Origin of the sequence: Clostridium sp. CAG:265 (assembly GCF_000436575.1) — a bacterium.
Lineage (GTDB): Bacteria > Bacillota > Clostridia > Clostridiales > Clostridiaceae > Clostridium > Clostridium lentum.
This window is the reverse complement of sequence record NZ_FR886602.1, coordinates 37,862-59,794: the sequence shown is the minus strand read 5'-3', so window position 1 is coordinate 59,794 and position 21,933 is coordinate 37,862. Positions and strand designations below refer to the sequence as shown.

Sequence of the window (21,933 nt, the reverse complement as noted above, 5' to 3'; positions counted from 1 at the left end):
TATCACTAATATTTATATATACATAATTATATATTCTCTCTGGATTTATTTAAATACTTTGTAATTTGTTGTGCTCGTTCCTTTTTATTTGTTATTAATAATTCAATTATAATACGAGCATTATCCATCATTGTAACTACATTTATTGTTGGTGTAATTACATCCGTTATCTTACAAATAAATTCATCATCTATTTCAACAGTATCATATGCATCCATTATTGCTCTTAACCCATAGTTATTGGTATTTATTAAAAATTTCTTTCCTTCTTTTAATATTACACCATTTTCACCCTTCAATGGTACATTAGCCCATTTTTCTCCAATCAAAATCAAATCTAAATACTTATTTATACTTTTTATATTATAATAAATTGCAATAGCCTGCATTAATTTGAATGTTAGTCCACTTATAGATAAATTTTTATATCTATATTGACATCCTTTTTGACATGGATTTATATATATGTATTCTTTATCAGTATTTATATTTTTATTCTCAATTGAAATAATATCAATTCCAAGATTTTTGCATAATTCTTCTTCTTCTTTTGAATTTAAATCTATTCCTAAATTTATAAGTAACTCTCCACCTAAAAAATGAACATTATTCACTATATCTTGACAATTGATTTTTGAATTTCCCGAAGAATCATCATGGACTACATATTCAATATCTGCATTTAAATATTTCAAAACCAGTATAAGGGATGAAATAGCACATAATCCATCTACATTCGGTATCCCATATAAAACAATTTTTTCTCTAGTATTTATTGCTGATACCATTCGCTCAATTGCTCTATTCATATCTTTAAGTAAAAAGGGATTATATCCACTTATGTAATTTGGACTATATATACTTTCCCAAAACTTACGCATGACAAACTCCTCCACAATATTTAAGAAAACAGTTATATTATAATGTATATTAATGAACTTTACAAATGTTTTATATAAAAAAATAATTTTTTCCCAACTTTCTTACTTATATACTATTTATCTACTATTTTCGCAATAAAAGCAGCCATTCATTTGAACGACTGCTTTTTGTAAATTACCTTAAGTTACTTTTGCTGCATTATGCTTATTCTTTTTTTCCTTAATTAATACCCATAATGGTGATGCTATAAATATTGATGAATATGCTCCTACTGCAATACCAATAAATAATGGGAAAGCAAATTCTCTTACACTTGGCACAAATACATTTACAGCACCAATTATTACTAATGTTGTTAAAGATGTATTAATTGATCTAGATAAAGTTTGATTAATACTCTTATCAGCTATTTCAGTGTAGTTTGATCTTCTCATACCTTTTGAGTTTTCTCTTATTCTATCAAATACAACAATTGTATCATTGATTGAATAACCTACAATTGTAAGCATCGCTGCAATAAATGGAGTATTTACATTTATATCGAAAACTAAATATACAGTTAGTGTTACAAGAACGTCATGTAATAAAGCGATGATTGCTGCAACACCAAAAGCAAGTTGGAATCTTATAGCTATATAAATAAGCATTGCTATACATGATATTCCAACTGCAATTAATGATTTTCTAGTAAGTTCCTTACCAACAGCACCCCCTATTTGATTTTGCTCTACCAATGCTGTATCATCAAGTCCAAAAGTTTCTTTAATTTCTTTTAAAAGTTCCGAAGTTGTTGTTTCATCTAATGCTGTTGATTTTATTTCATACTGAGTATTATTAACAATTTTACAAGATGCGGATGAATCATATTTTTTTATGATTTCATCCAGTGCTGCTGTATCAAGCTTTTCCCCAAGCTCTATCTGTAGCTTAGTTCCTCCTTTAAAATCTATTCCAAAATTTAACCCTCTAGTGAATAATAAAACTAATCCTAATAATATTACTGTAAGGGATATTGAAAACCATATTTTCTTCTTTTCTACAATTTTTATCATTTTCTTACCCCCTCTTTACTCTAAAGTGAGCTGGAGTTTTTAACAATCCCATGTTAACTCCTAATTTCATTAATGTCTTTGTTACAACTAACGCTGTAAACATACTTACCACTATACCAATCATTAATGTAACTGCAAATCCTTTTACAGTTCCAGTTCCCATATAGTAAAGAACTAAACCAGCTATTATAGTAGTGATATTTGAATCCAAAATTGAAGATAATGCATTATGGAATCCTTTATCAACTGCTGTTTTTACTGATAATCCCTTCTTTAATTCTTCTCTTATTCTTTCAAATATAAGTACATTAGCGTCTACTGCCATACCAACTGTAAGCAAGAATGCTGCAATTCCTGGTAATGTAAGTGCAACACCATTTTCTGCAAATATTAAAAGCACTAATGTTGTATACAAAGTTAATGCCATTGAAGCAATAATTCCTGGAACTCTATAGTATACAATCATGAATATAAAGATAATTGCTATACCAATAACCCCTGCTTTAATAGCATTAGGTAAAGCTTCTTCCCCCAATTGAGCTCCAACATTACTAATTGATGCCACTTCTATACTTACTGGTAATGCTCCAGCATTGATTAAACTTGCTAATGTTTTAGCTTCTTCAACATTTGAACTACCAGATATTATAGCTTCACCATCTGTTATTGCACTTTGAACTTTTGGTTTTGATATTAATTCATCATCCATATAAATACTTATTGTTTTACCAATATTTGCAGCTGTTGCTTGTGCAAATTTATTTTTTCCTTCTGCATTAAGCTTTAATGATACTACTGGTTTATTAGTTTGGTTATCCATAACTACACTTGCACTTTCAATATCTGAACCGCTTATAACAACATTTCCATCTGAATCTTTAAATGTTAATTCGCCAGTAGCAGATAAACTGTCAACTAATTGTTTAGAATCATATTGTCCTGGAATTTCTACTCTTATTCTGTTGCTTCCTTCTGTGATAACTGTAGTTTCGGCAACACCCAATTTATTAACTCTTAAGTCAATTAATTCACGAGTTTTTTCTAAATCTTCAGCACTAACATTTTCATTTTTTATTTCCATTAGGACAGATACTCCACCTTGTAAGTCTAGTCCTTTAGTGATACTTTTTTCAAAATTTTTAACTTCCCATCCACCTATTTCAAAACCTTTAAAACCTGCAAATGCTAAAAAGATTATAACAATAAAGGATAGTATAAACAGTATTGTACTTCTGCCTTTTGTTTTCATGTTCTTCCCCCTCTGTTGGTTTCATATCATTATTCATTATATTATGTATATCTTATAATATCAAGCAACATTAATATCTTATGGCATTTTTAGACATTCTATTCTGTAATATTTTAATTTTTTTAAATTTTATTACAGAATATAAAATTCCATCATCTGTAGTTATATCAAATATATCTATACCAATGATGGAATTCATAAAAATTTCAGATAAATTCTATCTACGTTTTAACTAAATGCTGAATAATAAATCTGTATAAGTTGGTAAAGGCCAATACTCTTTTCCTACTACTGTTTCAAGAGCATCAATATCCTCTCTTAAATCATCCATTGCTACAACAACTTCAGACTTATAAGCATATGCTTGTTCATAACTTTCTTCAATACCTTCAACCTTAATAAGAACATTTTCAAGAACTTTTACCTTTTCATCGACACTATTTGTCAAAATACATATTTTTTCTAAAAGTTCATCTTGACAATTTAATCTAAGTGATAATCCAGTAGATTTCATTTCATTAATTCCTTTAGCTAGTTTTCCTGCAAAATTTATTACTGCTGGTAATATCTCTCTCTTAATCATTTGAAGCATAGTCAATGCTTCAATATTAATTGTCTTACTATAGTTTTCTAAGATTATTTCATATCTTGAATGAACCTCTTCCCTTGTAAGCACCTTGTGTTTTTCTAATACTTCAATATTTTTTTTATCTAACAATGACTTTATTGCTTCAACTGTTGTTGCTATATTAGGAAGTCCTCTTTTTGCCGCTTCTTCAATCCAGTCCTCAGAATATCCATTGCCATTAAAGATAATTCTTTTATGCTTCTTAACAGTTTCAATAATTATGTCATTAACTTCAGATTCTATATCATGTGCTCTTTCAAGCCTATCAGCAAATTCTGAAAGTACTTCCGCCACTATAGTATTAAGAATAAAGTTTGGACCAGCTATTGAACCTGATGATGGGCACATTCTAAATTCAAATTTATTTCCTGTAAAGGCAAAAGGAGAAGTCCTATTTCTATCTGTTGCATCTTTAGGAAGAACTGGTAAAGTTGCTACCCCTATTCTTAACTTTTTATTTGTTGTTACTGCAAGCTCGTCCCCATTTTCAATTTGCTCTAGTATATTAGTAAGTTGCTCCCCTAAGAACATAGACACTATTGCTGGTGGTGCTTCATTAGCTCCAAGTCTATGATCATTACCTGCATTAGCTGCTGAAGCTCTTAAAAGTGGAGCATATTCATCAACTGCCTTAATTACAGCCACTAAAAATAACAAGAATTGTTCATTTGCTTCCGGTGACTTTCCTGGCTCTAAAAGATTTATTCCATCATCTGTAGCCATAGACCAGTTATTATGCTTTCCTGAACCATTAACCCCTGCAAAAGGTTTTTCATGTAAAAGACATACAAGACCATGTCTTAATGCTACCTTCTTCATTACTTCCATTGTAAGTTGGTTATGATCTGTTGCTATATTAGTAGTAGTAAATACAGGAGCCAATTCATGTTGTGCTGGTGCAACCTCATTATGCTTAGTCTTAGCATATATCCCAAGCTTCCAAAGTTCTTCATCAACTTCTTTCATATAGTTTGAAACTCTTTCTTTAATAGTTCCAAAATAATGATCTTCTAGTTCTTGACCTTTGGGAGCTTTAGCACCAAATAAAGTTCTCCCGGTTAAAATTAAATCTTTTCTTTGATCATATAATTTTTTATCTATTAAGAAATACTCTTGTTCTGGTCCCACTGTAGTAATAACTCTTTTGGTGTTTGTATTGCCTAACGCTCTAAGCACTCTTACCGCTTGCTTTGAAATAGCTTCCATAGACCTTAAAAGCGGAGTTTTCTTATCTAATGCTTCACCGTTATAAGAACAGAAAGCTGTTGGAATACAAAGTGTATCATCTTTTACAAAAGCAGGAGATGTACAATCCCATGCAGTATATCCCCTTGCTTCAAATGTAGCTCTCAAACCACCAGAAGGAAATGAAGATGCATCAGGCTCGCCTTTAATCAGTTCTTTACCTGAAAACTCTAAAATAACTTCTCCATTACCTGTTGGATTAATAAATGCATCATGCTTTTCTGCTGTAATTCCAGTCATTGGTTGAAACCAATGAGTAAAATGTGTTGCTCCCTTTTCAATTGCCCAATCTTTCATTGCTGAAGCTACAACCTCTGCCACTGATAGCTCTAATTCTTTGCCTTCTTCAATAGTCTTTTTTAGCGCTTTATAAGTAGCCTTTGGTAAACATTCCTTCATTACAGAATCATTAAATACATTTGAACCAAATATTTCATTTAATCTACTCATTACAGTACCTCCATCAAACAAAAAAGGCGTCCTCAAATATTTTAGATATCTATCTCAAAACAAGATACCTAAACATTTGAAAACGCCGTTGTCTTCTAAAATTCTATTCATTTATATTATACTAATATAATATATCTTTATTTTATTAATGTCAATGTATATTATAATTTTTTTATTATAAAAATAATTTTTTCATAAAAGTATACACAATTATTTTTACATCTTAATTATAACAACTTAACTTTAACTATTCTACATATTTTTCTAAGAAATCAACTACACTTGTCCAATACAATTCTGGATTAGTAGAAGAAGCTTTTGCATGTGCTGCACCTTCTATTACAACCTTTTCCTTTTCAGCATTACACGCCTCATATAATTCTTCCTGCATTTCAAAAGGTACAAAGCTATCACTATCTCCATGAATAAATAGTGTTGGAGTCACTGATTTCTTTACTTGCTTAATTGCTGAAGCATCGCTAATAAAATACCCTGCTCTTATCTTACATATAATATCTGCAATATTCATCATTGGAAATTCTGGTAAATTAAACAATACTTTTAACTGATAGGCAAATTGATCCCAAGCTGACGTATATCCACAATCTTCTATAACCGCTTTTACATTTGAAGGAAGCTCTTCTCCTGAAACCATCATCACTGTTGCTGCTCCCATTGAAACACCAAACAGTACTATTTCTGCTTTGCTATCTTCAGCAATTATATAATCTATAAGATTCATGATATCCTTTCTATCATCCCACCCCATACCTATATAATCTCCTTCACTTTCTCCATGTCCTCTTAAGTCTGGAATCATTACATTATATCCCATATTATAAAATTTCTCTGCATAAAAAGCCATCCCAACTCCATTAGATGTATATCCGTGTACTGGTATAACCCACTTATTACTGGTATATTCATTAATAATCTTATAATTATGAAGCTTTAGTCCATCATCTGACGTGATATATACATCACTATATCCACTCTCATCCTCCAGCCAATTTTTTGTTTCTTCAGTAACATCACCACTAGTTTCTTCTTGTGCCACATCATTTTTTGATGAATTAAAAACCATATCTTTCGAAACACTAGGGTTCACAGCAAGATTATATAAATAGTTGCCACCTATTCCTAAAATTAAAGCACAAAGCAATGCTAATATAACAATAATAACCATAATTATTTTCTTCATCCTTATTTCTCCTTATCAGTATATTGTAAAACCTAAACAATGATTACCTTCATAAAAGTAATTATGACTATTATATATTAAAATTTATTTATTTCATAGTTAATTTTATGTTATACTTAAAATCAACCTCATTTATCAAAAATTTTTTCCATAGAATAAAAAAAAGAATATAATTAAGTTTATATTATTTTAAGTTAATAAAATTTTATTGATTAATTAGAAACCATTATATATAATTAAACTACTAATATAATATGGAAAAATTATAGATTTTAATAATAATTATTATAAATTGCGTTAAGAATTGGAGATTATATGAGAACTAAAAAAAGCAAAGTAAAATTAATTCCGTTAGGCGGATTAGGCGAAATCGGGAAAAATATCACTGCAATTGAATATGAAGATGAAATAATTGTAATTGATTGCGGTCTTTCTTTCCCGGACAATGAGATGTACGGAATAGACTTAGTAATTCCAGATATATCTTATCTTTTAGAAAATAGAGAAAAGGTTAAAGGTATCTTTATAACACATGGTCATGAAGACCATATAGGTGCTCTTCCATATATATTAAAGGAAATTAATGTTCCAGTTTATGCAAGTAAATTCACTTTAAGCCTTATCGAAAGCAAGCTAATTGAATTTAATATGGTATCAAGCTGCTCATTAAACGAAATTACCTTAAAGGAACCTATAAAGACAGAGCACTTTGCCTGTGAATTCATCAGAACATGTCACAGTATAGCTGATTCATGTTCACTAGCAATAACAACTCCTCAAGGCGTAATCTTCCATACTGGTGATTTCAAAATAGATTATACACCTGTAGATGGAGAAGTTATCGACTTACAACGTATATCTGAAATAGGTAAGAGACGAGTTCTTTTATTAATGGCTGATAGTACAAATGCTACAAGAGAAGGCTTTACTATATCTGAAACTATAATTGGACAAAATCTTACAAGATTATTTAGAAATGCTAAAGGAAGAGTAATAGTTGCTACTTTCTCATCTAACGTACATAGAGTTCAACAGGTAATTAATTCTTCTATAACATACGGAAGAAAAGTTGCATTTAGTGGTAGAAGTATGGAGAAGATTTCACAAATTGCCATGGATTTAGGATACTTAAAAGTTCCTAAAAATACTATTATAAAACTTGATGATATACATAAGTATCCTGATAACAAGGTTACTATTATCACTACAGGAAGCCAAGGAGAACCAATGTCTGCCTTATCAAGAATAGCATCAGGTAGCCATAAAAATATAGGTTTAAAAGAAGGAGATTATATAATTATTTCTGCTTCTCCTATTCCTGGAAATACAAAACTCATTACAAAGCTTATTGATATATTAATAAGCAAAGGTGCAGAAGTTATCTATGATGCCATGGAAGAAGTCCATGTATCTGGTCATGCATGTAGAGAAGAATTAAAACTTATTCATTCTCTGATAAAACCAAAATATTTTGTTCCTGTACATGGTGAATATAGACATCTTAAAGAACATGCTGAATTGGCAAAATCTTTAGGTATGGACGAAAAAAATATTTTCCTCTTAGATAATGGTGATGTTCTTGAACTTACAGGTAAAAAAGCTGTAAAAGCAAAATCTATTCATACTGGAACTGTTTATGTTGATGGCAGTGGTGTTGGAGATGTAGGAAATATCGTATTAAGAGATAGAAAAGTCTTATCTCAAGATGGTATCCTTACTGCTGTTCTAGCAATAGATAAGGAATCAAAAGAAATCATTTCAGGACCTGACATAATTTCCAGAGGATTTGTCTATGTAAAAGACTCTAATGATTTATTGAGTGAAGCTACTACATTAATAGAACGTGAAGTAGAAAACTGTCTAGCTAATGATATTGTAGATTGGTATTCAATTAAATCTAAGATTAAAAGTTCACTTGGACAATTCCTATATACAAAAACTAAAAGAAAACCTATGATAATTCCTGTAATTGTGGAAAAAGAACAATAAAACAAATAAGTCATATCAAAATAAATTTTGATATGACTTATTTGTTATTAGATTATAATTATATTTATTTCTATTAGCGATTTCAGTTAATAAATAAATATATATAATAATTTATTTTTGTTACTTGTTATCAAATTTCATATTTCCAAGTAAAGCTGCAAATGGATTATCCTCCATTGCTTCCTTTTCTGCTTCTTTTTTCATTTTTGCCATGATTCTTTGAGTCTCTCTTTTATCTACTTTTCCTTTTTTATCAAATCTCTTTTCAAAAGAAGAAGCTTTTTCTCTAAAGTTACAATTAGCTCCCGTACAAACGTATATTTTTCCTTCACCTTGTCCTCTAATTTCTAATTTTTTCTTACATTCAGGACATCTTGCATTAGTAGTTCTAGATACACTTTCTCTATAACCACATTCTCGATCTTGGCAAACGTTCATTGTACCGTTTTTACCCTTAACTTCTAAAAGGTATTTTCCACAGTTAGGACATTTTTTACCAGTCTTATTGTCGTGAACAAACTTAGAATTTGTTGATTTTACATCTTCAACTAAAGCTACAGAGTAATTTTTCATATCTTTAATAAATCCATGATCATTTCTCTTACCTTTAGCTATTTCATCAAGCTGTTTTTCCCATTTAGCTGTTAAAAGTGGTGATTTTAAATCTGCTGGTACAAGCTCTATAAGTTGTTTTCCTTTTGACGTTGGTATTATATCTTTACCTTTCTTTTCTATAACAAAAGAGTTAAATAACTTTTCAATAATATCAGCTCTTGTGGCAACTGTTCCTAGTCCACCTGTTTCACCTAATGTTTTAGCTGCCTCTTTTCCTACATTTATATATTTATGAGGATTTTCCATAGCTGATAAAAGTGTAGCCTCCGTAAATCTTGCCGGCGGTTTAGTTTGCCCAGTCTTTAATTCTACCTTAGTTAAATTAACTTTATCGCCTTTATTAACTTGTGGAAGTACCTGTTCTTTAATATCCTCTTCGCTATTATCCTCCTCTAAATGATCATATAGCTTTTTCCATCCCTTTGATTTAACAACTTTACCTTTAGCTATTAGCTTTTCACCTGATACATTAGCTTCAATGGTAGTTTGCACATATTCAAATGGTGGCAGCATTACACTTAAGAATCTCTTAACTACTAAATCATAGATTTTTCTTTCTTCTGAAGAAAGTAGTGCTAAATTAGGTTTTTGTTCTGTAGGAATAATTGCATGGTGATCGCTTACCTTAGAATTATCTACAAATCCCTTATGACCATTTATCTTAGTTTTAAGTAGTGTATCAGCTGTTGCTCTATATTCTCCAATGGCAATAGCCTTTAATCTATCTGGAATAGTGGCAACTATATCAGTAGTAATATATCTTGAATCAGTTCTTGGATAAGTTAATATCTTGTAATTTTCATAAAGCCTTTGCATTATGCTTAAGGTTTGCTTTGCTGAGTATCCCCAAATCTTATTAGCATCTCTTTGTAGCTCAGTTAAATCATATAAAGCTGGCGCGTATTTCTTTTTATTAGCTTCTGCTATATTTACAATTTTCCCTTCAGCACTTCTTAGCTTACTTTCAATTTTCTTGGCAAATTCTTCATCAAATATTCTTGAGTTATTATCCTTATTAACCCATGATAATTTATATCCATTGGCATTAGCCCCTAAAGTATAATATGTTTTAGGCTTAAAACTTCTAATTTCCTCTTCTCTATTTACTATCATGGCAAGTGTTGGAGATTGAACTCTACCTGCTGATAATTGAGCATTATGCTTACAAGTTAAAGCCCTAGTCACATTTAAACCTACTAACCAATCTGCCTCTGCTCTACAAACAGCTGCTTTATATAGATTGTCATAGTCTCTACCAGGCCTTAAGTTTTTAAAACCATCTAAGATAGCTTTGTCAGTTTGTGATGAAATCCATAATCTTTTAAGTGGCTTATTAACTGCTACCTTTTCAATAATCCATCTAGCTACAAGCTCTCCTTCTCTTCCTGCATCTGTGGCAATAACTATTTCACTAACATCGCTTCTATTCATAAGCTTTTTAACTTCATTATACTGCTTAGCAGTTTTTTTAAGTACGGTAAGCTTCATATGCTTTGGTAGCATTGGCAGTGTTTCCATCTTCCATTCTTTATATTTATTATCATATCCTTCTGGATCCATAAGTCCAACTAAGTGTCCCATTGCCCAAGTAATTATATACTTGTTTCCTTCTATATATGAACCTTTATTTTGATTACATTTTAAAACTCTTGCTAAATCTCTTCCTACTGAAGGTTTTTCAGCTAAAACTAATATTTTACTCATATATTTACCTCTTCGTTACAGTTTTTATTTATTATATCATATTTTATCAATTAGAATCATCAATTAGAACTTTACTAGTAGTATTTATGTAATTAACAATTTCCTTCATGGTTTCATTCATAAATTCATTGTCTATGTATTTTGCTATTTCATTTTTAATTTCTTTTCTTAAAGTACATTTATTTGAACCCATCTCCATATCACATCCTTTATCATTTAACCTTATTATATATTATAAATTATGTTCTGTTATAAACTATATAAAAGACAGCAGTATTTCTACTGCTGCTTCTTATTTATCCATGAAAATACCCTGTTCTTGCATTTACTGTAACATAAGGTACTTCTTTTCCATCCTTTATAACATATGCAGTGTACAAGTCACCTTCTAAATATTCTACTTTACTTATTTTTTCTCCATAAGTACTATTGATTTCTTTCTCAAACATTTCCTGCCAATTATCTGCTATAGGTGCATTAGCTGTTATATATGCTGCAACCCCACTTACATCTTCAACTTCACCTCCATTGGCCACAAACTGTTTATATAAACTATCTATATCAACAGCATTTAAAAATGTAGAACTCCATTTAATCTTAGTTGCTTCTGAACCACTTTGCTCATTAAAGATATAATTTTTTACTTTCTCACTCATTTCTTCATCTAATACAAGTTCAGTGCTTTCCTCAGGCTGAGTATTTTTTATAACTTCACCTCCAGTTGTCTCATTTACTTCTGGAGTAAATCTCTCTTTATCCTTTGAATTACCACACGTACATGTAATCATCATTGCTGCACATAGTATTAAAGATAAAATTGTTTTCTTTTTCATATCCTCATCTCTTTTTTATTACTATGAATATATTATTTTTTATTTACTATTCTTATTCCAATTATTTTTCTTCATAATTGGCTAGTTTTTCAAAGAAAAGTTCAAAAGCAGCATCATCACCTGTAGTACGTGGTATAAGAATTCCACCAGTCATCAGTGCCATGCCTGAATATATTTCACCGGTACCTTTAAGTTTATATTTTGCTAAAGCATCTACGCCCATAAGCTTAATTTTATCTCTCACCATATTAGCTACAGCTCTAAAAACAACTCCTTGCACTAAAACATTGCCATTAGTATTATCATTCCACTGCCATGCTGCTATTCTACTATTATGAGGATTAGTCAAACGATAATAATCTCCATTGTGAATTAATAATTGATACTGACGATACTTTTTAACTTGCTCTTTCATAGTCTCTTTTTCTTCTTCAGTTAAAGTGCTTAAGTCTAACTCATAACCAAAACTACCTGCCATAGCAACTATTCCTCTTGTATCAAGGGAAGTTATTCTGCCAGTTTGATGATTTGGTACTGCTGACACATGCGATCCCACTGTAGAAATTGGATAAAAGAAACTTGTTCCATACTGGATAAAAGTTCTTTCATGAGCATCGGTATTATCACTACACCATATCTGTGGAGAATAATATAGCATTCCGGCATCAAATCTTCCCCCACCACCACTGCATCCTTCAAAAAGAATATGTGGGAAGTCAGTTATTAATCTTTCCAACAGTTCATATAAGCCAAGTATATATCTGTGAGGCTGCTCACCTTGTCTACTGCTTGGTAAACAAGTACTATACCAATCACTAATACTTCTATTCATATCCCATTTTACATATTCAATATTATTGTTTTTTAATATATCACTAATAGAATTATATAAATATTCAATTACCTCTGGATTTGACATATCAAGAACCAATTGATATCTACTTCTCATAGGATTTCTTCCTGGTATCTTAATGGCCCATTCCGGATGTTCTCTATATAAATTACTATCTTCTGAAACCATTTCTGGCTCAAACCAAATACCAAATTTCATTCCTAAATCATTAATTTTAGAAATTAAAGTAGCTAAACCACCTTTAATCTTGTTTTCATTGACATACCAATCACCTAGGCCTGAATTGTCTGAATCTCGTTTACCAAACCATCCGTCATCTAAAACAAACATATCAATACCAATTTTTGAAGCTTCTTTAGCAATATCTAATATTTTCTTTTCATCAAAATCAAAATAAGTTGCTTCCCAGTTATTAATTAAGATTGGTCTTTGAGATAACTGATATTTTCCTCTGCATACATTATGTCTAATTATCTTATGGAATTGCTGTGATAATTTAGCTGTTCCTTCCATTGAACAAGATAATATCACTTCTGGTGTATTAAATCTTTCACTGGCATTTAACTTCCAAGAAAATGTTTCAGGATTTATCCCCATTACAACACGAACTTGCTTTAATTGATCTTTTTCAATTTGTGTTTGGAAACCACCACTATACATTAAGGCTGCTCCTACACAAAATCCACTTGTTTCTGTACATTCTTTTTCACATAAAAGAATAGTTGGATTTTGCTGATGGCTTGATGTTCCCCTGCTACTACTGAATTCTTCAATGCCATGAATTAGCTCACATCTTTCCATTTGACGTTCCATAGCATGTCTTCCATGGAAATGAATGCTTTGCCAGTTTCCCTCTGGTAAATCAAGGCATAAACTATGAGCCTTATTTATGGTAATTGGTGTAGTTCCATTATTGATTATTACCGTACTTCTTGTAATAATATCCTTCTTTGGTAGAACTCCATACATTAATATTACTTCAATATTAGTAGCTGTATCTTCCATCACTATTTCTAAAGTTTCGGCCTCTTCTTCCGTTGCATATACAGCTGGTAAACCATCAATATTATATTTTCCTCTACTTATTTTATGCCCACTGTATCTTAAATCTAACGCCCTACTACCATCATCATGGGTCACAGTAATAGCTGGTATACGAAAATCCCCAACACCGCTAGTTGAATATTCCTGTGGTAATGTATTTAGTGAATAAGTTCTTTGATTTTCTGCTTCATATATATTGCCAGAGAAACCCATATCTGGATAATCTAATAAATAATCCATAGAACATTCAGTTTTTGCACCATACCAAAGATGGGTTAATACGCCATACTTATCTACCTTCATTTGATATGACGTATGCTCTGTTTCAATTTGAAATAATCTATTCTCTATTTTAATAGCCATATATCTTTCTCCCTTACTACTTATTGAATTTCAAATTCATAGTTCATTAAATCTGCTACAAGTACAATTTTATCAGCATTATAAGATCTAGTAATTCTCATTTTTGAGCCTTCACACTGAATCTTAATATCTCCATCTAAATTAAAGGCTGGATGATTGTTTCTTAATTCCATTAATTCTTTTAACTTTCTTACAACAGGTCTCTCTTGCTCAACTTCTATTTCTTCTAACGAATAATAATGTCTATTAATATCACGTCCATTTTTTGTTCTTTCCATAAGCTCTAAATCATTTTCACCAGCTAACATTCCCACATAATATATTTGTGGAATCCCTGGTGCAAAAAAAATAATAGTCTTTTCCAATTTTTTCAATATCATTATAATTTCCAAATGCTTCATCAACTTTATCATAACACATTGGTGCAAAACCTCTATCTGCCGAAGAAGGAAAGAAAGGAAGAATGTGTACTCCTCCCACTGCTTCTTTATAATACTTATCTAATACCGTGTGCAAATCCTTTAAATTTTTTCCTAAGCTATCAGCATAAGTTATCAACATAATTTCATTTTTAAGTTTCATATATTACTTCTCCTTTATCCTTTTACTGCACCATTAGCAACTCCATTTAAAATTTGTTTTTGACAAATTATATAGAAAATTAAAATTGGAATTAAGGCTAATATATATGATGCAAATGCTAAATTATAATTTGTACCAAATTGTGTTTGGAAATTTAATTGTGCTAATGGAAGAGTATTTTCGCCTGTCCCTGACATAATAACTAATGGAGTCATCACATCATTCCATGTTCCAAGAGCTGTTAATATTGCTACTGTTGCATGCATAGGCATCATCATTGGAAAAATAACTTTCCAATAAGTTTTCCAAGTAGTAGCTCCATCTATTTCCGCTGCTTCTTCAAGAGCTGTAGGAATATTCTTCATATATCCTGAATAAAGCAATATATTCATTGGCATATAAAATACTAAATAAAGAATAATAACGCCAGCACGATTTCCTAAATGCATTTGAGCTGTTTGTTTTACGAGAGGCATCATTAAGATTGAAAAAGGAACAAACATACCACTTACTATATAAAAATATGTTAATTTATACCCCTTTTTCTTATTCATACTTCTTCCTATAACATATCCAGCAATACTGTGAATTAATATTGCCAAGATAATAGTTACAACTGTAATCAGAAGACTGTTGGATAAAGAGTGCCAAAAATCTGTTACTTCCATGGCCTTACTAAAGTTACTAAAACTAAATTTTTCAGGAAGTGTTAGCGAACCTGCCACATCATTAGTCATTTCACTAGGTTTCTTAAAAGCAATAATCAATGCCATATATAAAGGGAAGAATACTGTTATAGTTCCTAAAATAAGTACACCGGTTAATAGCCAGTTTGTCTTTCCTATCTTTTTCATTATAGTTGCTCCTCCTTTTTATTTAATACAGTCATTTGAAATAGTGATATACCCACAATAATTAAAAAGAATATCACTGCATTGGCACTTTGGAATCCAAATTGCCCACCTGACATACCATTTTGATAAATCAAATAAGATATAGATTCGGTGCTCTGTGCTGGTCCACCTTTTGTTAAAGACATAATTTGATCAAAGACCATCAGCATATTTTTTGTGCTAAGCACTAAATTTATTGTTACAAAAGGCATTATTAAAGGAAAAGTAACCTTCCAAAATTGTTGCCATTTGTTTACTCCATCTAACATAGATGCTTCATATACCTCCTCAGGTACTGTTTGTAAACCTGAAATATAAATTATTGTATTCATTGCTACAGCCTGCCATACTCCTACAACTATTACTGCAATCCATGCATATTTTTCACTTGCTAAAATACTATTCTGTAGCCATGAAATATTAAATGTATCTCCTACTGCAGGCAATATATAAGTAAAAAAGAAACTAAATATATATCCAACTACAAGTCCTCCTAAAATATTAGGTACAAAATATATTCCTCTTAACGCACTTTTAAAACGAATTTGTGCATTTAATGCTAAGGCCATAATAATACTTAAAACATTTACAAGAACTGTTCCTACTAAGGCATACTTAAAAGTAAATAAATAACTTTTTCCTACTCTGACATCTGAAAATAAATCTATATAATTTCTAAATCCTACAAACTGGTAAGAACCATATCCCTTATAATTTGTCAAACTATATATAAATCCCTTAATCATCGGTAATGTATTAAATATAAAGAAAAGGATTACAACAGGTATAATAATTGCTAAGAATGTTTTTTCTTTATTTGTCATTTTATTCTTCATTATGCTCCTCCTTATAATACTCTTTTACTTTTCTTATTAAATCTCTATTATATCTTTCCCATTCAGAATCAAAACGTTTTAAGAAAGTTTCCACTGCTTCATCGCTTTCATCCATTAAGAAAGTCTGAATTAATGCATCTACACTCATCTCACTTGGATAATGATGATCATGAAAATCTGCTACTTTTCCAGCTTCTATATACTCTCTCATGCCCCCAATCTCATTAGGAACCTTGAAATTTCCTTCCTTACAAGTGATTCCTCCTTGATCATCTAAATAAATCTGAATAGTTTCATCTTCATATAAAAAACTTAATACTTCATAAATTGCCTCTTTTTTCTCACTGCTTTCTTTCATAACAGCAAAGTTAAGATCAATACCTGAATTAAGTACATTGTCTTCCTTTGATTCATTGGCTGGAAATGTAAATGAATTAATATTCATATCCGGATTTACTGATTTAATTTGTGGTACTGCATAACTTCCAATGGTATACATTGCTGCCTCACCTCTTGCAAATGCTGTACATGCATCATTATAACTATAAGCATATGGATTTGGTTCAGCATAATTTAGCAGCATCTTCATTTTTTCAGCAACTTCTTTATATTCTTTTTCAAAAGTGGTGTTTCCCTTATTTACCTGATTATATACATCTGAATCTGTTAATCCAACTGCCAAAGCATTCCATGGTGCAAGGCATGTCCATGTATCTTTAAAACCTAAATAGATTGGTACTATACCTTCCTCTTCTATTGTGTCACATAAAGCTATAAATTCATCCCATGTTTCTGGTATTTCCCATCCATGTTCTACAAACATATCCTCATTATATAAAATTCCTGCTGCATTAGCTGCATAAGGTAAGCCATATATACCTTCATGCGGGGTAAATTCTAGTTCTTTTTCCATATCAAGATAAGACTGTTTTATATTCTTAACTCCTTCAAAATCTGATACATCCATAAATAAATCAGCATCTAAAAAATTGGAATAGTTTACATCACCTCCAATTGCAACAATATCTGGATAATCTTCTTTGATAAATCTTGTCTTTAAAATTGTCATAGCCTCATTAGGTGAATTAATTGTTAAATGAATATTATCATGTGATTCATTAAATTTGTTTTGAATTTCTTCAAAAGCAGCTACAGCTTCTGGTTTATATGATACCATTTCTACTTCAATTACATTATTGCTAATTTCTTGTCCACATCCTATAAATGCAGTAGTTCCCAATAACATTCCTAAAATTGCTATTTTCTTTCTTGCCATATTTACTCTCCTTCCATTATATTTTACCTCTTTTATACATTTTTTCTTTATGATTTTATTTTAACATACCACTATGTGACTTATGAATATCTACATTTTAGATAATTTATACCAAAATGAGTTATTTTATGTTATACTTTAAATTAATGTATCATTTTGGTATATATTTAATTATTACCCATTTAAGGAGGCAATAACATGGAGGATATTTTATTTTCCATATTTCCAAATAAAAATTTTATTGACTTAGGATTATATCAATACGGCTGGGAACATTGTTCTCCTGCTCACTCTTTCGGTCCAAGTTCACGAAATCATTATTTATTTCATTATGTAATTTCAGGCAGTGGAACACTTATGGCAAATGATTCCAAAGGAGTTACTCAAACTTATCAAATTAAAAGCGGACAAGGCTTTTTAATTTTTCCTAAACAAATTACAACTTATATTGCTGATAATGAAGATCCTTGGGAGTATACATGGCTTGAGTTTGATGGTTTAAGAGTTAAAGAGGCTCTTAATTTAACTGACTTGTCCTTAGATAATCCTATTTATAATGATAAATCAACATATTTAAGAGAATCAATGTTCAATGAAATGCTATATATTGTACAACATCCAAAGGAAACTCCTTTTCATCTCATTGGACACTTATTTCTATTTTGGGACTATTTTACTCGTTCTTCAAAATCTAAACGTCTCTTTGAAACAAGCAAGATGAGTGACTACTATATTAAAGAAGCGATTAATTTTATAGAACAAAACTTTCAAAATGATATTTCAATTGAAGAAATTGCTGAAGTATGTGGAATTAACCGTAGTTATTTAGGAAAAATTTTTAAAAAGAACGTAGGTAAAAGCCCCCAAGAATTTTTAATGAATTATAGAATGGTAAAGGCCACTGAATTATTAAAGTTAACAGACTTATCTATAGCAGATATAGGAAAAGCCGTTAGTTATGAAAATCAACTACATTTTTCTCGTGCCTTTAAAACGATTTTAGGTATCTCTCCTCGTCATTGGAGAAAACAAAATAAATAACACTAAGCAAATGAAAAATATGAGACATGTGCTGCTTTCGTACTCCCCTTTCTATTTTAAAGTGATGAAAGCCTCCCATGTCTCATTATATTTTCTTATCTACAAGAAAATCCTCTTTGATTTTAAATAATTTTTCATATAATATTTCATAAAGTCATGCTAATTATAATAATTCTTTATAAAGTCTTAAGACATTTTTAAAAAATATCTTTTCCACTTCATCATAAGTAAATTTATGCTTTAATAGTTCATCTGCCAACATTGGTATATATGAACAGTCTTTCATTTCAATGTTTCCTGGTATTCCATCATAATCAGAACCTAAACCAATACAGTCAATTCCAGCAATATTTCTTATGTATTTTATATGCTCGATGGTATCACTTATAGTTCCAAAAGTATAACCATTCTTTTCTGAGGATATAAAGTCAGCACAAAAATTTATTCCCATAACTCCACCTTTATGAGCCAATTGCTTAATCATCTCATCATCCATATTCCTCACATGGTTACAAATGCTTCTTGCATTACTATGACTTGCTACGAAAGGCTTTTTGCTATGCTTTAAAACATCATAAAAACCTGCATCTGATAAATGTGATACATCTGGTATTATTCCTAAATACTCCATAGCTTCTAATAATTCAAATCCCCATGATGTAAGGCCATTATTCTTATCTGGCTTAGTGAAGTCTGGCTTACCAATTATCTCTCCCTTTTTATCAACATTAATTTTCACGTTGGGATATCCTATTCCATTGGGATAATTCCAATTAAGAGTAATCATTCTAATACCTCTTTTATATATATGCTGCAAATTTTCTAGACTTCCTTCTATTGCTCCACCTTCTTCTAATGTCAAAAGGCTTGATATTTTTCCATTTGCTTCATTTACTACAATATCTTCATATTTTAAAACTTTAGCAATCTTATCTCCATTATCTGATATTTCCTTATCATAGCACTCTATCATCTCCAATAATGTCTTATAAGTATTTTTATATCTTCTAAAATCGATAAACATGGCAAAATTCTGCATAAGATAATTTCCTTGTTCCATCTTATTTATATCAAGGTGTAAATCATTCTTCCTTAAATTACAGACTATTCCCTTACTCCTTTTTTCAAATATTGCACCTATAGTATCACAGTGCATATCAACAACCTTCATAAAATCCCCCTATTTTTCATTATCTTAAATTAATTTAATATTATTTCTTTTCCTGGTCTTCTTTTAACACTCTTGTAATAAATTCTTCTAGTGATGTGCTTCCCTCCTCTCCCATATCCCTACTTCTTAAAGAAATATTTCCATGATTTTTCTCTTTTTCACCTACAATAATCATATAAGGTACTCTTTCATTTCTTGCTTCCCTAATCTTATAACCTATCTTTTCACTTCTATTATCTATTTCACATCTTATACCATATTTTCTTAATTTATCAATAACTTCATGGCCATATTCCATAAAACTATCGGAAATTGGTAGAACCTTTACCTGTATAGGTGAAATCCATACTGGAAATTTTCCTGCAAAATGTTCAATTAGGATACCAATAAATCTTTCAATACTTCCAAAGATTACTCTATGAATAACTATTGGTCTATGCTTTTCTCCATCGCTGCCTATATATTCCAGTTCAAATCTTTGTGGTAATTGAAAATCAAGCTGGATAGTTCCACATTGCCAGCTTCTGCCTAAGCTATCTTCAATATGAAAGTCTATCTTAGGTCCATAAAAAGCTCCATCTCCTTCATTAATCTTATAATCTAGTCCACCTTCATCTAGTGCTTCTTTTAATGATCGTTCTGCCATATTCCATTCTTCATCACTTCCCATGGAGTCTTCCGGCCTAGTTGAAAGCTCTACATTGTATTTAAATCCTAATGTGTCATACACTTCATCAATAAGCTTTATTACTCCGAGAATTTCAGATTTTATTTGTTCAGGTAACATAAATATATGTGCATCATCCTGAGTAAAAGCTCTTACTCTCATAAGCCCATGCAATGCTCCTGAAATCTCATGTCTATGAACCCTTCCAAGTTCTCCTACTCTAAGTGGTAAATCTCTATATGAATGCCCTTCACTCTTATAAACAAGCATTCCTCCTGGACAATTCATTGGTTTTAAAGCAAATTCTTTGTTATCAATCATGGAAGTATACATGTTTTCTTTATAATGATCCCAATGTCCTGATCTAATCCAAAGCTCTTTGTTAAGCATTATAGGAGTTTCTATTTCAACGTATCCTGCTTCATTATGAAGTTTTCTCCAATAATCAATTAAGATGTTCTTTAATATAACTCCCTTTGGTAAGAAAAATGGGAATCCAGGCCCTTCATCCATTATTTCAAAAAGCTTTAACTCTCTGCCAAGCTTTCTATGCTCCCTTTTCTTAGCCTCTTCTATCATATTTAAATATTTCTCTAATTCCTTTTTAGATGAAAATGCCACTCCATAAATTCTTTGCAGCATCTTATTTTTTTCACTGCCTCTCCAATATGCTCCTGCAACAGAAGTAAGCTTAAAGGCTTTAATAAACTTTGTAGATGGAATATGTGGTCCTCTACAAAGATCTGTAAAATCTCCCTGCTCATATAAAGAAATCTTTTCACTTTCATCAAGAGCATTAATAAGCTCAACTTTATAATACTCGCCTTTTTCACTCATAATCTTTAAAGCTTCTTCCTTTGAAACATCATCTCTCTTAAACTTTAAATCCTCATTTATTATTTTATTCATTTCATCTTCTATCTTTTTAAGATCATCCTGAGTAAGTGATATATCTAAATCAAAATCATAATAAAACCCATTTTTAATAGTAGGTCCTATAGCAAGTTTTACATTACCATAAATTCTTTTTACCGCCTGAGCCATTACATGAGCAGTAGAGTGCCTAATTATTTCTATACCATCTTCACTATCTGCTGTAATTATTTCCACTTTATCATCATTTTTAAGGCCATGATTTAAATCTACTAACTTACCGTTAATTTTTGCAGCTATTGCTTCCTTAGCAAGTTTTTTACTTATTGATGCTGCTAGAGAATAACCATTGCTACCTTCCTCTATTTCTTTCATACATCCATCAATTAATTTTACTTTTATCATAATCTATATAATAGCTACCGAAAATAATGATAACTATTATTTTTCACTTCCTTTCTTTTTACAAAATTCTCTTTACCTTTA

At 30.7% G+C, this 21,933-nt stretch carries 18 protein-coding genes; 2 read left to right on the top strand and 16 right to left on the bottom strand.

The window, feature by feature from the left end; genetic code table 11:
* Positions 1-26: 26 nt before the first annotated feature.
* The 5 genes from Q5O29_RS04160 to Q5O29_RS04140 all read right to left on the bottom strand — a co-directional run bounded on the left by Q5O29_RS04160 (position 27) and on the right by Q5O29_RS04140 (position 6,707).
* Positions 27-881 carry a DHH family phosphoesterase gene (locus Q5O29_RS04160; protein ID WP_022211742.1) on the bottom strand — a complete coding sequence of 285 codons (855 nt, stop codon included), beginning with the start codon at positions 879-881 and terminating at the stop codon, positions 27-29.
* A gap of 180 nt (positions 882-1,061) precedes the next feature.
* Positions 1,062-1,934: a protein translocase subunit SecF gene (secF, locus tag Q5O29_RS04155; protein ID WP_022211741.1), complete on the bottom strand. Its 873-nt coding sequence runs from the start codon at positions 1,932-1,934 to the stop codon at positions 1,062-1,064.
* A gap of 4 nt (positions 1,935-1,938) precedes the next feature.
* A complete protein-coding gene (secD, locus tag Q5O29_RS04150) occupies positions 1,939-3,183 on the bottom strand; it encodes a protein translocase subunit SecD (protein WP_022211740.1) in 1,245 nt (414 codons plus the stop codon).
* Between the two features lie 232 nt (positions 3,184-3,415).
* Positions 3,416-5,506 carry a glutamine synthetase III gene (locus Q5O29_RS04145; RefSeq protein WP_186834776.1) on the bottom strand — a complete coding sequence of 697 codons (2,091 nt, stop codon included), beginning with the start codon at positions 5,504-5,506 and terminating at the stop codon, positions 3,416-3,418.
* A 247-nt stretch (positions 5,507-5,753) separates the two neighbouring features.
* The gene (locus Q5O29_RS04140; protein WP_022211738.1) at positions 5,754-6,707 is read right to left on the bottom strand and encodes an alpha/beta hydrolase; all 954 of its coding nucleotides are present in this window, start codon (positions 6,705-6,707) and stop codon (positions 5,754-5,756) included.
* Positions 6,708-7,022: 315 nt separating this feature from the next.
* Here Q5O29_RS04140 and Q5O29_RS04135 point away from each other — a divergent pair, with 315 nt between their 5' ends.
* Positions 7,023-8,696 (top strand): ribonuclease J, encoded by a 1,674-nt coding sequence (locus Q5O29_RS04135; protein ID WP_022211737.1) that lies wholly within the window; start codon positions 7,023-7,025, stop codon positions 8,694-8,696.
* A 120-nt stretch (positions 8,697-8,816) separates the two neighbouring features.
* Here the strand turns inward: Q5O29_RS04135 and Q5O29_RS04130 are convergent, their stop codons facing one another.
* From Q5O29_RS04130 to Q5O29_RS04095, 9 genes are all read right to left on the bottom strand, one after another.
* Positions 8,817-11,015: a DNA topoisomerase III gene (locus tag Q5O29_RS04130; RefSeq protein ID WP_022211736.1), complete on the bottom strand. Its 2,199-nt coding sequence runs from the start codon at positions 11,013-11,015 to the stop codon at positions 8,817-8,819.
* A 46-nt stretch (positions 11,016-11,061) separates the two neighbouring features.
* Entirely contained in the window at positions 11,062-11,214 is a 153-nt protein-coding gene (locus Q5O29_RS04125) for a hypothetical protein (protein WP_022211735.1), read from the bottom strand.
* Between the two features lie 97 nt (positions 11,215-11,311).
* Positions 11,312-11,848, bottom strand: a complete 537-nt coding sequence (locus Q5O29_RS04120) for a hypothetical protein (protein WP_022211734.1) — start codon at positions 11,846-11,848, stop codon at positions 11,312-11,314.
* A gap of 61 nt (positions 11,849-11,909) precedes the next feature.
* Positions 11,910-14,108, bottom strand: a complete 2,199-nt coding sequence (locus Q5O29_RS04115; RefSeq protein WP_022211733.1) for an alpha-galactosidase — start codon at positions 14,106-14,108, stop codon at positions 11,910-11,912.
* Between the two features lie 20 nt (positions 14,109-14,128).
* A complete protein-coding gene (locus tag Q5O29_RS12050) occupies positions 14,129-14,416 on the bottom strand; it encodes a hypothetical protein (RefSeq protein ID WP_022211732.1) in 288 nt (95 codons plus the stop codon).
* Entirely contained in the window at positions 14,403-14,690 is a 288-nt protein-coding gene (locus Q5O29_RS12045; RefSeq protein WP_022211731.1) for a hypothetical protein, read from the bottom strand. Before Q5O29_RS12045 ends, Q5O29_RS12050 begins: the two co-directional genes overlap by 14 nt.
* A gap of 14 nt (positions 14,691-14,704) precedes the next feature.
* Positions 14,705-15,544 (bottom strand): carbohydrate ABC transporter permease, encoded by an 840-nt coding sequence (locus tag Q5O29_RS04105; RefSeq protein WP_022211730.1) that lies wholly within the window; start codon positions 15,542-15,544, stop codon positions 14,705-14,707.
* The gene (locus Q5O29_RS04100) at positions 15,544-16,407 is read right to left on the bottom strand and encodes a sugar ABC transporter permease (protein WP_366461205.1); all 864 of its coding nucleotides are present in this window, start codon (positions 16,405-16,407) and stop codon (positions 15,544-15,546) included. Before Q5O29_RS04100 ends, Q5O29_RS04105 begins: the two co-directional genes overlap by 1 nt.
* Position 16,408: 1 nt before the next feature.
* On the bottom strand, positions 16,409-17,695 hold the full coding sequence (locus Q5O29_RS04095) for an ABC transporter substrate-binding protein (protein WP_022211728.1): 1,287 nt from the start codon (positions 17,693-17,695) through the stop codon (positions 16,409-16,411).
* A gap of 198 nt (positions 17,696-17,893) precedes the next feature.
* On the opposite strand from Q5O29_RS04095, the gene Q5O29_RS04090 reads away from it, so the two are divergent.
* Entirely contained in the window at positions 17,894-18,736 is an 843-nt protein-coding gene (locus Q5O29_RS04090; protein ID WP_022211727.1) for an AraC family transcriptional regulator, read from the top strand.
* Between the two features lie 163 nt (positions 18,737-18,899).
* On the opposite strand, the gene Q5O29_RS04085 is transcribed toward Q5O29_RS04090, so the two are convergent.
* Positions 18,900-19,907, bottom strand: coding sequence for a dipeptidase (locus Q5O29_RS04085; RefSeq protein WP_022211726.1), 1,008 nt, complete (start codon positions 19,905-19,907; stop codon positions 18,900-18,902).
* Positions 19,908-19,947: 40 nt separating this feature from the next.
* Positions 19,948-21,852, bottom strand: coding sequence for a threonine--tRNA ligase (thrS, locus tag Q5O29_RS04080; RefSeq protein WP_022211725.1), 1,905 nt, complete (start codon positions 21,850-21,852; stop codon positions 19,948-19,950).
* Between the last annotated feature and the right edge of the window lie 81 nt (positions 21,853-21,933).